Source organism: Curtobacterium sp. PhB191 (assembly GCF_004346515.1).
Taxonomy (GTDB): Bacteria; Actinomycetota; Actinomycetes; order Actinomycetales; family Microbacteriaceae; genus Curtobacterium.
Genome location: NZ_SMBV01000008.1, coordinates 116,951 through 130,905, shown reverse-complemented (window position 1 = coordinate 130,905; position 13,955 = coordinate 116,951). Strand labels below are relative to the sequence as shown.

Genomic DNA, 13,955 nt, shown 5'->3' with positions numbered 1-13,955 from the left:
CGGTCAGTGGGTCTTGCGCAGGACCCGGCGGATGACGAACATCCCGGCGAGTCCGAGCACGAACAGGACGACGCCGACGGCCTGGCTGTAGCCGAGGTCGGTGTCGACGAACGCCTTCTGGTACACGAGGTACGACAACGTCGTGGTCGCGGTGCCCGGGCCGCCCTGGGTCAGCAGGAGCACGTTCTGCGCCGAGCTGAAGAGCATCGAGAGAAACTGCAGCATCGCCACCACCCCGATGAAGTCGCGGGCGATCGGCCAGTACACACCCCACGCCAGCCGCCACGATCCGGCGCCGTCCATGCGGGCGGCCTGCACGACCTCGGTGTCGACGCCGTCGAGCCGGCTCGCGATGAGCACCGCCGAGTACCCGATGCCTGCCCACAGGTCGACGACGATGAGCGCGCCGAGGGCGGTCGCGGGGTCGGCCAGCCAGGCCTTGCCGCCGATGCCGAGCGTCGCGAGCACCCCGTTGACCAGGCCGTCGGGGTTGAGCATCGCGTAGAACATCATCGCCGTGGCCGGTGCCGAGATGAGCGCCGGGATGAAGAGCAGGTAGCGGAGCACCTTGTGCCCGCGCGGCTTCTGCACGACGTGGAAGGCGAGCAGGAACGCCAGCACGATCATGATCGGCAGCCCCACCACGATCTGCACCGTGCTGTTCCGGACCGCGGCCCAGAACGTCTCGTCGGAGAACAGCACCCGGAAGTTGTCGAGCCCCGCGAACGTCGGCGACACGAGCATGCCGGGCCAACTCAGGAAGGCGATCACGATCATCGCGACGACCGGCCCGATCATGAACAGGCCGTACCAGACGAGCGCCGGGATCGCGAAGGTCGGGAAGCTGCCGCGGCTGCTGCCGACGGCGCGGGATCCGCGGCGGGCGGGCCCGGGCGGGGTCGACGCCGACCGGACGGGTGGTTCCTCGACGAGCACTGCCATGGGGAGCTCCTTCTCGCAGGGTCGGGTGGGTCAGGCGGCCGTGTAGGCGCGCTCGAAGAGGTCGATGATGCGGTCGGCCGAGGTGCCCGAGCCGTACGCCAGGCTGGTCGCACGGATCATCGGCTCGTACGCCGAGTCGGGCACGAGCAGGTCGGGCAGCATCACCGGGGTGACCTGGTCGTCGGTGAGCTTCGACGCCTGGGCGACGAGCGGGAAGTCACGGCTGACGGTGTCGGTGATCCGGCTCATGTCGCGGCCGGAGTCGAGGACGAACTCGGTCGTCACCGCCGACGAGTACAGGTACTGCACGAACGGCTTGATGAGGTCGAGCTTCGCCCGGCCGTTCTCGCTGATCCAGATGCCGTGCCCGTTGTAGCTCTTGATGACGCTCGGGTGCGCGATGGCCGCGTGCTGCGAGGGGACCGGCCAGCCGCCCACGGTGACCTCCTTCGCGCGTTCCTTCGACACCAGCGCCAGCGCGGAGGACATCGCGGGGACGATCGCGGCCTTGCGCGTCGTGAACTGCGTCAGTTCGGAGTCCGAGGTGAACCCCTGCACCGAGTCCACGAAGACCCCGGCGTCGCGGAGCTCGACGAAGTGCTCGACGCCGCGGACCGCACCGGCGCTCTCCGAGATCCTGCCCGTGGAGAAGACCTTCGCCGCTTCGCCCTGGGACACGAACCCCTGGATCACCTGCATGAGGAGCTTCTGCCCGCTCCAGTCCGACCCGCCGACGGTGACCGGCCCGATGCCGGCGGAGCGCAGGCGGTCGGCTGCGGCGATGAGCGCGTCCGAGGTCGTCGGGATCTCGCTGACACCGGCCTGTTCGAGCAGCGCCGTGTTGAACGACACCGGCCAGTTCGTCCGGGTGAACGGGAACGCCCGGAGCCGGCCCTGGTCGTCGGTCCACTCCTCGAGCGCCTCCGGGATGATCTTGTCGCGCAGGTCCCACTCGTCGAGGTACCGGGAGACGTCGATCGTGGCGTCCTCACCCGTCCAGGACAACGTCCGCCCGACCATGTTCACGATGGCGACGTCGGCTTCCTTGCCGGCGAGGGAACTCGTCTCGAAGACGATCGGCAGGTCGGACCCGTTCGACAGCAGGGCGACCTTGCGGTCCGTGCAGCGGCGGTAGGCGGCGACGACGTCCGTGAACGTCTGCGCGCCCGCGACCGCGCCGCTGAGCTGGGTGTGCACGCTCAGCGTGCCGGGGCCGCTCGAGGCCGGGGTGAGGGCGCTGCACCCGGCCAGGATCGGCGCGAGGATGCCGGCGCCGAGCCCGGCCCCGATGAGGGTGCGCCTACTGATGCCGTCCGTCACGGTGCCTCCCTGGCAGTGGATGGTGGAGCGATCGCGATGCATTTGGTACAGCGGTGTACTTCAGGTGACGAGCAACGTATACCGCTTTACACGACGTGGTCAAGCCTCTACGCTCGACGGCATGAGCGACACCACCGCCGGAGCCGTCGACCGACGCCGCGTGACCATCGCGCAGGTCGCCAAGCGCGCCGGCGTCTCGACCTCGGCGGTCTCGCACGTGTTCAACGGGCGGCCGAACGTGTCCGCCGCCACCGCGGCCCGCATCCGCAAGGCCGCCGACGACCTGAACTGGCGGCCGAACCTGGCGAGCCGCAAGCTCTCCGGCAACGCGGGGCACAGCCTGGGACTGGTCCTCGCCCGCTCACGCGACACCTTCCAGCGCGACCCGTTCACGATGCGGCTGATCGCCGGGCTGACCGAACCCCTCGCCGCGATCGGGTGGTCGCTGTCCGTCACCCTCGTGCAGGCCGACGACGAAGCCGCCGTCTACCGGCAGTGGTGGACCGAGCAGCGGGTCGACGGCTTCCTGCTCGTCGACGTCCGTACCGACGATCCCCGCATCCCGATGCTGCAGCACCTGGCGGCCCCGGCCGTCATGCTCGGCGCACCGATCGCCGGCAGCACCGTCCCGGCGGTCACGGTGGGCGACGCCGACGCGACCGAGTCCCTGCTCGACCACCTCGGTTCGCTCGGCCACCGCCGGATCGCCCGCGTCGGGGACGGCCCGGCACTCGCGCACACCGGCGCCCGCGACGCCCGCTTCACCGCCGCAGCCGCGCGCCGGGGCGTGGACGCGCTCGTGCTCGGGTGGCGAGCCGACGCCGAGGACCCGGTGGCCGACCTGCTCGCCCGACTGGACCGCGCCACCGCGATCGTCCTGGACGGCGAGGCGATCGCGGCCGAGGTGATCGCGCACGCCCCCGAGCTCGGCGTCCGCGTGCCCGAGGACCTGTCCGTCGTCGCGTGGGAGGACTCGTGGGTCTCGTCGATCGTGCGTCCGTCGCTGACCGCCCTGGACGCCCCCGTCGAGGAGTCCGCCCGCACCGCCGTCGCCCTGGTCGAACGACTCGTCCGCGGCGACGAGGTCACCGATGCCGAGGTCGGCGGGCGCGCCCTGCACGTCCGCGGCTCGACCGGCCCCGCCCCAGCCGCCGCCACCGTTCCCTGACCGAAGGAGACCGATGACCACCGCCACGCGCTTCGGCGTGAACTACGTGCCCTCGACCGACTGGATGTTCCAGTGGCAGTCGGTGGAGGAATCCGCGATCCGCCGCGACCTCGAGGCGATCGCCACCCTCGGCCTCGACCACGTCCGGCTGTTCCCGCTGTGGCCGACCCTGCAGCCGAACCGCACACTCATCCGCCGACGGGCCCTCGACGACGTGGCCCTGGTGGTCGACATCGCCGCCGAGTTCGGGCTGGACGCCAGTGTCGACGTCGTCCAGGGGCACATGTCCGGCTTCGACTTCGTCCCCGCCTGGCTCGTGAACTGGCACGACGGCAACATGTTCACGGACCAGCCGGCGATCGACGCGCAGGCCGCCCTGGTCGCCGCCGTGTACGACGCGGTGCGCGACCGCCCGAACTTCACGGGGCTGACCCTGGGCAACGAGCTCAACCAGTTCCAGCCACCGAACCCCGCCGCGATGCCCGCCGACACCGCGCAGGTGACGCACTGGCTCGAGTCCCTGCTCGGCGCACCCCGCGACAAGGACCCGCGACACGTCGTCACGCACTCCGAGAACGACCACCTCTGGTACCGCGACGGCCACCCGTTCGTGCCAGCGCACGCCAGCCGCCTCGGGGACGTCACGACCGTGCACTCCTGGATCTTCAACGGGGTGGCCGGTCGGTACGGCGCACTCTCCGACGAGTCCGTCCGGCACGCCGAGTGGATGATCGAGCTCGCCCGCGCCTTCGCCACCGACCTCGAGCGGCCCGTCTGGCTGCAGGAGGTCGGGGCACCCGACCGGCACCTCGCCGAGTCCGAGATGCCCGAGTTCCTCGAGCGCACGGTCGCGGCGGCCCTCACGACCGAACGCCTCCACGCGGTCACGTGGTGGTGCTCCCACGACGTCTCCCGCGACCTGGGCGACTTCAAGGACCTGGAGTACTCGCTCGGTCTGCTCGACGTCGACAACCGCGTGAAGCCGCTCGGCCGGCGCTACGCCGAGGTCGTCGCCGACGCACGGCGCTCCGCCCCGGTCCCGACCCCGCGCACGAGTGCCGTCGTGGTCGACGTCGACGCGGCCGACCTGCCGATCCGTCGGGCGGACCTGGCGCCGGGCGGCCCCGTCTTCGAGCGCTGGCACCGCCTGCGCGCCGCCGGTGAGGCCGTGACCGTCGTGACGAGCCGGACCGCAGCCGACCCCGCGGCGCTGGCGGCACGGGGTGTGACCCGGGTCGTGGAGACCGCAGCGGTCTGACGGGGCCGAGCCGGGCCTCCTGGCCATTAACCGGGATCGTCACCGAGCCCGCGATCCGGGCGTACCGTGACTGCCGATCCACACAGGAAGCCGCTCCTGAGCAACCGAGCACTTGCGGCAGATGTAACTTTGCAGGCAGCGCAAAAATCGTTTCGCCAGCGCATCGGTACCGGGAGACCCTGCTCATGACCCAGACGGCGACCGCACCCGCGGCCCCCACCACGGCGTCCAACGTCGTGATGAACCACCGACAGATCCTGTTGGTGATCTACGGCCTGATGGCCGGGATGTTCCTCGGAGCCCTCGACCAGACGATCGTCGGCACCGCGATCCGTACCATCGGTGACGACCTGCACGGCCTCGACCAGCAGGCCTGGGTCACCACCGGGTACCTGATCGCCTCGACCGTGACGACGCCGATCTACGGCAAGCTCTCCGACATCTTCGGTCGGCGGCCGCTGTTCATCACGGCGATCGGCATCTTCATCGTCGGGTCGTTCGCCGCGTCGTTCTCGACCTCGATGCTCATGCTCGCCGGGTTCCGTGCGCTGCAGGGTCTCGGTGCCGGTGGCCTGATGTCCCTGCCGCTGGCGATCATGGGCGACATGCTCGCCCCCCGCGAGCGGGCGAAGTACCAGGGCTACTTCCTGGCCGTCTTCGGCATCTCGTCCGTGATCGGCCCGCTCGTCGGTGGCGTCTTCGCCGGCGCGAGCGAGCTGCTGTTCATCTCCGGCTGGCGCTGGGTGTTCCTGATCAACGTGCCGATCGGCGTCATCGCGCTGTTCATGGTGCTGACGTTCCTGCACCTGCCGAAGTTCGGCGACCGCGGCAAGCCCCGGATCGACTGGTGGGGCGCGACGCTCGTCATCGTCACCCTCGTGCCCCTGCTGCTGATCGCCGAACAGGGCCGCGAGTGGGGCTGGAGCTCCCCCGGCGCCTTCGCCTGCTACGGCATCGGTGCAGCCGGCCTGATCGCGTTCATCATCGTCGAACGGGCGATGGGCAGCGACGCGATCCTGCCGATGAAGCTGTTCGGCTCGCGGGTGTTCTCGATGTCCGCGATCCTGTCCGTGCTCGTCGGCTTCGGCATGTTCGGCGCGATGCTGACCATCCCGCTGTACCTGCAGATCGTGAAGGGCGTCACCCCGACCGAGTCCGGGTTCGCGATGCTCCCGATGGTGCTCGGCCTGATGATCTCGTCGATCGCCTCGGGACAGATCATCTCGCGGACCGGCAACTACCAGGTCTTCCCGATCACGGGCACGGCGTTCACGGCCATCGGCTTCACGATCCTGACGTTCCTGACCGCCGACCGCCCCCTGTGGTTCCTGATGCTCGGCATGTTCGGCATCGGCCTCGGGCTCGGGCAGCTCATGCAGACGCTGACCCTCGCGGCGCAGAACTCGGTGTCCCCGCGGGACATCGGCGTCGCCACCAGCGCCGCGACGTTCTTCCGGCAGATCGGCGGCACCATGGGCACCGCCGTGCTGCTGTCCGTCCTGTTCACCCTGATGCCGACGAACATCACCGCGGCGATGCAGAACGAGACCGACCTGAAGAGCGCCCTCAACGCCGCGCTCACGCCCTCGGTCGCGAACGCCTCCGAGAACAAGGGCGTGATGGACCAGATCTGGACGAAGATCGTCGATCCCGTGCAGAAGAACGTGCAGGACGGCCTGAACAACGGCGCCGTACAGGCGAAGGAAGCCGCCGACGCTGCCGTCACGAAGCAGGTCACGGCCGCCGTGCAGCAGCAGGTCGCGGCCGGCAAGCTCCCCGCCGCCGCAGCCGACACCGTCATCGCCCAGCAGGTCGACGACGCCAAGCCGGCCGCCGAGCAGCAGGCCCTCGAGACGGCTGCGGCCAAGGCGAACGCGACCGTCGTCGACGGCACGCTGCAGGTCGACTACTCGGACAAGGCACAGCGCGAGAACGTCGTCGACGAGGTCGCCCCGACGCTCATCAAGCAGCTGAAGAGCGGCGACTCGAGTGCGAGCTCGTCCGGTTCCGCGGCGACGAGCGACACCTCGTTCCTGAACGGCGCGGACAAGCGACTCACCCGTCCGTTCCTGGTCGGTTTCAGCGACTCGGCCGTCCGCGTGTACTACGTCGGCCTCGCGGTGATCCTGCTCGCGTTCGTGCTGACCTGGTTCTTCCGGGTGCCGCCGCTGCGCAAGACCTCGGCGCTGCAGGAGCAGGCGGACGCCGCACGGACCGCTGACGCTGACGCTGCGGCTGCCGGTGCGGGCGCGGGTGCTGCCGGCGCCGGATCGGGTTCGGCCGCGATCGCGTCGTCGGACTCGGTGCCGACCTCGCCCGACGTACCCGCCCAGCCCCGGTCAGCACGCGCAGTGGGATCCTCGGACGTGTCGGTGCTACCGAACGACGTCGCCACGGATGACACCCGTGCTCCCCTGCCCGACGCCACAACGCACGGCGCGCACTCGGCGGCAGCGCCCGTGGACGAACCCCCGACGATGACCGGTGCCATCCGGACCCGGGCTGCGCACGCTGCCCCGGTGGTGGACGCCGGCGCCCCTGCGACCGGGGCCGACGCTGCGGAGGCGAGTCGGGCCTCCCGGCTGGACGACGCCGACGACGCGGCGCACCCGCACGGGCGGCACTCGGCCGAGTAGGCGCTGGCGCAGGTCGGCCCTGCCGACTCGGAACGACAAGGTCGACGTCGCACGACGTCGACCTTGTCGTCTCTGCGCGCGTGCAACTGTTGCGGGCGCGCGGTTGCGTCAACCTCGATGTCGTACGACGTCGAGGGTGTCGCACTGCGCGCGCCCTCGGTGCGTGTGCATGTTCCGACGAACCACGCGTCGATCACCTCGTGGATCGTCGCAGCATGCACCCGCATCGTGTGCGTGCGCATGTTCCGACAGGACACGCGTCGATCACCTCGTGGAACGTCGCACGATGCACCCGCATGTACCCACGCGCGGCCGCGCACTCGCGCCGCCCCCGCGCCCCCGCGCCCCCGCCCGTCAGCCCGCCGGCACCGCTCCCGCGCGACCACCCGGGGCCGCACCCGCCACCTCGAACGACGCCCCCGGCAAGCGCTTCCGCATCACGTCGATCGCCGCCGGGTTGTCGTCCACCAGCACGTACCGCCGCCCGAGCGCCGACGCCACCGCGCCGGTCGTCCCGCTGCCGGCGAAGAAGTCGAGCACCCAGTCGCCCTCGCGCGAAGAGGCCTGCACGATCCGCCGCAGCACCCCCTCGGGCTTCTGCGTCGGGTAGCCGGTCTTCTCCTTGCCGGTCGGCGACACGATCGTGTGCCACCAGACGTCGGTGGGGAGCTTGCCGCGCTCGCGCTTCTCCGGTGTGACGAGCCCCGGCGCCATGTACGGCTCGCGGTCGACCGCCGACGAGTCGAACCAGTACTGCGACGGGTCCTTTACGTAGACCAGGATCGTGTCGTGCTTGGTCGGCCACCGCGACTTGGACTTGGCGCCGTAGTCGTAGGCCCAGACGATCTCGTTCAGGAACGACTCGCGGCCGAACAGCGCGTCGAGCAGGACCTTCGCGTAGTGCGACTCGCGGTAGTCGAGGTGCAGGTACAGGGTGCCGTCGGTGGTGAGGAGTCGCCAGGCCTCGATCAGTCGGGGTTCGAGGAACGTCCAGTAGTCCTCGAACCGGTCGTCGAACCGCATCAGGTCGCCGCGGACCCGCTCGTAGGTCCGTCCGTGGAACCCCATCACCGGCCCGTCGGCGCTGGGTACCGCGGACGAAGCATGCCGACGCTGGTACCGCCCCGTGTTGAACGGCGGGTCGAGGTACACGAGGGTGAACGTGCCGTCGGCGAGCGCCGGGGTCACGTCGAGGGCGTCGCCGAGGACGACGCGGTCCGGGCCTCGGTCGTCTCCCGTGTGCACGGGACCATTCTGGCGCAGCCAGCGGCGACTCGGCCTCGCGGCGTAGCCTCACCGCATGGCAGCACCCGAGGTCCGCAACGACACCGACAAGCAGCAGTACTCCCTGGTCGAGGACGGCGAGGTCATCGGCTTCGCGGCGTACGAGGTCGACGGCGACGAGATCCGCTTCGTGCACACCGAAGTCGACCCGTCGCACCGCGGTGGCGGGCACGCGTCGATCCTCGTGCAGCACGCGCTCGACGACGTGCGCGACGGCAGCCTCCGGGTCGTGCCGCAGTGCAGCTACGTCCACGCGTGGATCGAGCGGCACCCGGACTACCAGGAACTCACGACGCGCTGACGCGAGCGGCGAGCGGCGAGCGGCGAGCGACCGCCGGCGGTTCAGTACGACCGGTTGTGCGTCCCGACGCGCGCTTCGTGCCGACCGGCGCTCCGCACCGTCGGCACCTTGATGAGCACGCTGCCGCTGAGCAGGTCGTGGTCGTCGTCCGCCGGTGACGGTGCCTCCTTCGGGAGGCGCGACTGCCGTTCGTACTCGGCTTGCGTCTCGTGGCGGGTCGGCGCGAACACCTCGTCGAGCATCCCGCCGATGCCTCCGGATCCGCCGCTGCGCGTGGACTTGTTCGACAGGTCGATCCACCCCACGCGATCGGCGATCCACACCACGACGGCCACGGCGGCCACCGCCCCCAGGAAGATCAACCAGTTCACGCGAGCGACGCTACGTGGACGATCCGGCCACGACATCAGCCGCGCGGGGGATTCTCATGATCCGCACGTGTGGTTCATGGAGTCGGTCGTCACACTGGTCGAGCGGCGGCCGGAGCGTCCCCCCTCTGCTCCGGCCGCCCACCACGAGCTCGCTCAGGGCACCCGCTCGAGCCACTCCTTCGTCGCGAACTTCGTCCGCACCAGCTCCTGCGCCTTCTCGCGCTCGGCATCGGTCACCGCGCCGGGAGTCGCCCCGTACAGCTTCGTGAACGTGCCGATCAGCCGGTCGATGATCTCGGCGCGGGACAGCCCGGTCTGCGAGCGCAGCGGGTCCACGCGCTTCGCGGCCGACGTGGTCCCCTTGTCGCTCATCTTCTCGCGCCCGATCCGCAGGACCTGGACCATCTTCTCGCCGTCCATGTCGTAGCTCATGGTGGCGTGGTGGAGCAGGGACCCGGTGCCGAGGCGCTTCTGCGCAGCGCCGCCGATCTTGCCCTTGGCTGAGGTGATGTCGTTGAGCGGCTGGTAGTACGCGTCGATGCCGAGGGACTTCAGCGCCTCGATCACCCACTCGTCCAGGTACGCGTAGGAGTCCGCGAACGTCATGCCCTGCACCAGGTCGGCGGGGACGTAGAGCGAGTACGAGATGATCGCGCCGGCGTCCATGAACATCGCGCCGCCGCCGGAGATCCGCCGCACCACCTGCACGCCGAACTTCTCGGCACCGGCCGGGTCGACCTCGTTCTTCAGCGACTGGAACGACCCGATGACGACGGCGGGCTGGTCCCACTCCCAGATGCGCAGGGTCGGACCGCGGCGTCCGGCGCCGACTTCTTCGGTCAGCACCTGGTCGAGTGCGAGGTGCTCGTTCGGGCTGATCGGGCCTTCGTGGATGATCTGCCAGTCGTAGTCCTGCCACGACGATGCGCGGGACAGCGCGCGGCGGACGGCGACCCCGACGGACTCGGGTGTGAAGCCGAGCAGCACGGCGTCGGCGGGGAGCGCCCCACGGACGGCCGCGGCGATGCCGGCGGCGTCGGTCGTCGCCGGCAGCCCGTTGACGGCCTCGTCGATGAGCGGCAGCGCGTCGTCGGGTTCGAGGAAGAAGTCGCCGGCGAGCCGGAACTCCTGGATGTTCCCGTCCACCACGTCGAGGTCGCCGACGACCAGTTTTCCACCTGGGACCTTGTACTCACCGTGCACGCGTCGAGCCTACGCCCGCCACCTGTCGGACTGGAGGCGCGGGTCGGCGCCGCCACGGGCCTCCCGTCCGCCAGCCGGTACCGTCTCAGGACGCGGCGCGCGCCGTCACCCGGTCCAGCCACGCGACCAGGTCGGCCACGACCTCGTCGCGGTTCGTCTCGTTGTAGACCTCGTGCCGCGCACCCTCGTAGACCTGCACCGTGACGTCGGACAGTCGTCCGCGCCGCCGGTAGGCCTGCGCCAGCCGCTCGACCGACCGCGGCCCCCCGAGCGCGTCGTCGGACCCGACCTGCAGCAGCATGGGCAGGTCGTGCGGGATCCCCCGCCGCGGGACCCCGAGCAGCCGGAGTGTGTCGGGCAGCCCGAACAGGCCGATGACGTCGGCCTCGACGGCGAGCGGGTCGACGGACATCGCGTCGATGATCTTCCGGTCGCGGGTGAGCCACTCGAACTTGGTCGGACCGGAGCCCGCGTGCCGTGCGTTGAGGTCGCCGCTGTTCATCCAGCCGGGCAGCCGGTAGGCCGTGGCGGAGAGCACGACCCCGTCCCACGACTCCGACGAGCTGTTCACGATCCGCTGCGCCATGAGCGAGCCCCACGAGTGCCCGAGCAGCACCAGTGGCACGCCGGGGGTGTCCGCTCGGGCGACCTCCCCCATCTGCTCGACGGCGGCGATCGCGGCGCGCAGTCCGCCGGGGCCGAGCCGACCGAGCTTGGCGTGGTCGCCGTCCCACTGGCCGAGGCCGGTGCGCCCGTGCCCGCGGTGGTCGTTCGCGTGCACGGTGTACCCGGCACGCACGAGGTCCTGTGCCAACGGCTCGTACCGCAGCCCGTGCTCGCCGACGCCGTGCGCGATCTGCACGATGCCCTTGGGGCGCGCCGCTCGCCAGGTCGAGTAGACGATCTCGACGCCGTGGGCGTCGGTGAACGAGGCGTCGCCTCGCGCTGCGGAGAAGGTGGGCACACCCGCAGTTTCGCAGACGCTGCCATCTTCGCAGAACCGGGTGACCCAGCACCTGTTCATCCGGCGTTCACGCAGGGGCTTCGGGGCGGGCCTACCGTCCCCGGCATGGACGTCCTCGTCATCGTCGTGCTCGTGATCGTGGTGGCCCTCGTGTTCGACTTCACGAACGGGTTCCACGACACCGCCAACGCCATGGCCACGTCGGTCGCCACCGGGGCGCTCAAGCCCCGGACCGCCGTGCTCATCTCCGCCGTCCTCAACGTGGTCGGCGCGTTCCTCTCCACCGAGGTTGCCAAGACCGTCTCGCAGGGCATCATCCGCGAGGGCCAGGACGGCGTCCACATCTCCCCCACGATGATCTTCGCCGGGCTGGTGGGCGCGGTCCTCTGGAACCTCGCCACGTGGTACCTCGGGCTGCCCTCGTCGTCGACGCACGCGCTGTTCGGCGGGCTGATCGGCGCATCGATCATCGGCGCCGGGCTGAACTCGGTGGACTGGGCGACGGTGGTGTCGAAGGTCGTGCTGCCGGCGCTGCTCTCACCGGTCATCGCCGGGGTCATCGCCCTGGTGGCCACCTACCTGGCGTACGTGCTCACGAAGAACGCCACGACGCACGGTGCGGCGACGGGCTTCCGGCACGGCCAGACCGTCTCGGCATCGCTGGTGTCGCTCGCGCACGGCACCAACGACGCGCAGAAGACGATGGGTGTCATCACCCTGACGCTCATCGCCGCGAACTACCAGGACAGCGGGACCGGCCCGGCGCTCTGGGTGATCCTGGCCTGCGGACTCGCGATCGGCCTCGGTACCTACACGGGCGGCTGGCGGATCATGCAGACGGTCGGCAAGAAGATCTCCGACGTGCAGTCGCCGCAGGGCTTCGCGGCCGAGACGAGTTCCGCCGCGACGATCCTCATCTCGTCGCACCTCGGCTTCGCCCTGTCGACGACGCACGTCACCAGCGGTTCGGTGATCGGGTCCGGGCTCGGCAAGAAGCTCGCCGACGTGCACTGGTCGGTCGTCGGCCGCATCGTCGTCGCGTGGGTGATCACGTTGCCGGCGGCCGCGGTGGTCGGCGGGTTGGCGACCTGGCTCGCCTCGACCTCGGCGGTCGGCCTCGTGCTGGTGGCGGTGCTCGCCCTGGCCGGCGGGCTCACGTTCTACGTCCTCGCCAAGCGCAAGCCGATCTCGCACGACGACGTCGCCGCCGGATCGACCGAACCCACCGACCAGGCCGAGCCGCAGCCGGCCGGCGCGCAGGACTGAGGGGAACGACGATGGAGATCGACTTCACGAGCATCGGCCTGGTCGCGGGCGTCGGCTTCGTGGCCGCGGTGGGCATCGTGCTCGTCTACACGCTCGGCCTGCGGCTGCTCGGCGCCGGGCAGCCGCTCGACACCGGGGGTGAACGCACCCAGTACTCCGAGGAGACCCCGCGGTCCGGGCACACGCCGCCGGCAGCACTGGCGGGTGCCGTCCTGTGCTTCGCGGTCTGTGCGGCAGCCGTGCTCGCTGGCATCTGGCTCACGATCCCCCAGTTCCACTAGCACGTTCCTTCCCATCGCCCCCGCGCTGGGAAGCGGAAACGGGCGTACCTGGTCGAAACTTTCGACCAGGTACGCCCGTTTCGACCAGGTACGCCCGGAACGCCTACGCGACCGACGTCAGTGCGCGGAGTACCCGCCGTCGACCAGGTGGTAGCTGCCCGTGATGAACGAGGCCTTGTCGCTCAGCAGGAAGAGCACGAGCGCGGCGACCTCCTTGTCGGTGCCGAGACGCTTCGTGGCGTGCTCCGCTTCCAGCGCCGAGATGGCCTCGGGCGTCATGGCGTTGCGGAGCAGCGGGGTGTCGATGAAGCCCGGGCCCACGGCGTTGGTGCGGACGCCCTGCGCCGAGTACTCGAGCGCGGCGACCTTGGTCAGGCCGGCCAGGGCGTGCTTCGATGCGACGTACGCGGCGTTCTGCGCGATGCCGACCGTGCCGAGCACCGACGCCATGTTGACGATCGAGCCACCGCCGGCGGCGACCATCGCGGGCAGCTCGTAGCGGAGCCCGTAGAAGACGCCGTCGAGGTCGACCGCACGGACGCGGTCCCAGGCGGCGATGTCGTACTCGCCGATCTTCTGCGGGGCGGCGCCGATGCCGGCGTTGTTCACGGCGAGGTGCAGCGCGCCGTACGTCTCGACGGCGTACTGGACCATGCGCTCGTTGTCGGCGGCGACGGCGGAGTTGGCCTCGAACGCGCTGGCGGTGCCGCCGGCCTCCGTGATCTCGGACGCGACCCGCTGGGCAGCGTCGAGCTTGATGTCGGTGACGACGATCGTGGCACCCGCCGCGGCGAGCTCCTTCGCGACGGACTCGCCGATGCCGCTGCCACCACCGGTGACGATGGCGACCTTGCCCTCGAACTCGGACATGATTCCTTCTCTCTGAACAACACCTGTTGTCCAGGACAACGGTACACCCGAAAACCAGTTCGTTCACTGAACTAATGAGCTAGGCTAACGA

General features: G+C 70.3%; 13 protein-coding genes. 6 read left to right on the top strand and 7 right to left on the bottom strand.

The features are described 5' to 3' along the window. Positions 1 to 3 precede the first annotated feature (3 nt). Together EDF48_RS14195 and EDF48_RS14190 are read right to left on the bottom strand one after the other, a co-directional pair. Positions 4 to 942 carry a sugar ABC transporter permease gene (locus EDF48_RS14195; protein WP_123293696.1) on the bottom strand — a complete coding sequence of 313 codons (939 nt, stop codon included), beginning with the start codon at positions 940 to 942 and terminating at the stop codon, positions 4 to 6. 30 nt (positions 943 to 972) lie between these two features. Then, positions 973 to 2,262: an ABC transporter substrate-binding protein gene (locus tag EDF48_RS14190; RefSeq protein ID WP_131846968.1), complete on the bottom strand. Its 1,290-nt coding sequence runs from the start codon at positions 2,260 to 2,262 to the stop codon at positions 973 to 975. Between the two features lie 121 nt (positions 2,263 to 2,383). Here EDF48_RS14190 and EDF48_RS14185 point away from each other — a divergent pair, with 121 nt between their 5' ends. The 3 genes from EDF48_RS14185 to EDF48_RS14175 all read left to right on the top strand — a co-directional run bounded on the left by EDF48_RS14185 (position 2,384) and on the right by EDF48_RS14175 (position 7,324). Beyond that, positions 2,384 to 3,430: a LacI family DNA-binding transcriptional regulator gene (locus EDF48_RS14185; protein ID WP_111085521.1), complete on the top strand. Its 1,047-nt coding sequence runs from the start codon at positions 2,384 to 2,386 to the stop codon at positions 3,428 to 3,430. Positions 3,431 to 3,443: 13 nt separating this feature from the next. Then, positions 3,444 to 4,688 (top strand): glycosyl hydrolase, encoded by a 1,245-nt coding sequence (locus tag EDF48_RS14180; protein WP_131846967.1) that lies wholly within the window; start codon positions 3,444 to 3,446, stop codon positions 4,686 to 4,688. A gap of 146 nt (positions 4,689 to 4,834) precedes the next feature. Next, positions 4,835 to 7,324 (top strand): MDR family MFS transporter, encoded by a 2,490-nt coding sequence (locus tag EDF48_RS14175; protein ID WP_279387372.1) that lies wholly within the window; start codon positions 4,835 to 4,837, stop codon positions 7,322 to 7,324. Positions 7,325 to 7,678: 354 nt separating this feature from the next. On the opposite strand, the gene EDF48_RS14170 is transcribed toward EDF48_RS14175, so the two are convergent. Beyond that, a complete protein-coding gene (locus tag EDF48_RS14170; RefSeq protein WP_207896266.1) occupies positions 7,679 to 8,569 on the bottom strand; it encodes a site-specific DNA-methyltransferase in 891 nt (296 codons plus the stop codon). Positions 8,570 to 8,624: 55 nt separating this feature from the next. On the opposite strand from EDF48_RS14170, the gene EDF48_RS14165 reads away from it, so the two are divergent. Next, positions 8,625 to 8,909 (top strand): GNAT family N-acetyltransferase, encoded by a 285-nt coding sequence (locus EDF48_RS14165; protein WP_131846964.1) that lies wholly within the window; start codon positions 8,625 to 8,627, stop codon positions 8,907 to 8,909. A gap of 41 nt (positions 8,910 to 8,950) precedes the next feature. Here the strand turns inward: EDF48_RS14165 and EDF48_RS14160 are convergent, their stop codons facing one another. From EDF48_RS14160 to EDF48_RS14150, 3 genes are all read right to left on the bottom strand, one after another. Further along, the gene (locus EDF48_RS14160; RefSeq protein ID WP_131846963.1) at positions 8,951 to 9,280 is read right to left on the bottom strand and encodes a hypothetical protein; all 330 of its coding nucleotides are present in this window, start codon (positions 9,278 to 9,280) and stop codon (positions 8,951 to 8,953) included. 153 nt (positions 9,281 to 9,433) lie between these two features. Next, on the bottom strand, positions 9,434 to 10,483 hold the full coding sequence (locus EDF48_RS14155) for a biotin/lipoate A/B protein ligase family protein (protein WP_131880782.1): 1,050 nt from the start codon (positions 10,481 to 10,483) through the stop codon (positions 9,434 to 9,436). 85 nt (positions 10,484 to 10,568) lie between these two features. Then, on the bottom strand, positions 10,569 to 11,447 hold the full coding sequence (locus EDF48_RS14150) for an alpha/beta hydrolase (protein ID WP_131846961.1): 879 nt from the start codon (positions 11,445 to 11,447) through the stop codon (positions 10,569 to 10,571). A gap of 105 nt (positions 11,448 to 11,552) precedes the next feature. On the opposite strand from EDF48_RS14150, the gene EDF48_RS14145 reads away from it, so the two are divergent. After that, positions 11,553 to 12,713, top strand: a complete 1,161-nt coding sequence (locus EDF48_RS14145) for an inorganic phosphate transporter (protein WP_131880780.1) — start codon at positions 11,553 to 11,555, stop codon at positions 12,711 to 12,713. An 11-nt stretch (positions 12,714 to 12,724) separates the two neighbouring features. After that, a complete protein-coding gene (locus EDF48_RS14140) occupies positions 12,725 to 12,994 on the top strand; it encodes a hypothetical protein (protein ID WP_131880778.1) in 270 nt (89 codons plus the stop codon). A 117-nt stretch (positions 12,995 to 13,111) separates the two neighbouring features. On the opposite strand, the gene EDF48_RS14135 is transcribed toward EDF48_RS14140, so the two are convergent. Continuing rightward, entirely contained in the window at positions 13,112 to 13,864 is a 753-nt protein-coding gene (locus tag EDF48_RS14135; RefSeq protein WP_131880776.1) for a glucose 1-dehydrogenase, read from the bottom strand. Positions 13,865 to 13,955: the final 91 nt, after the last annotated feature.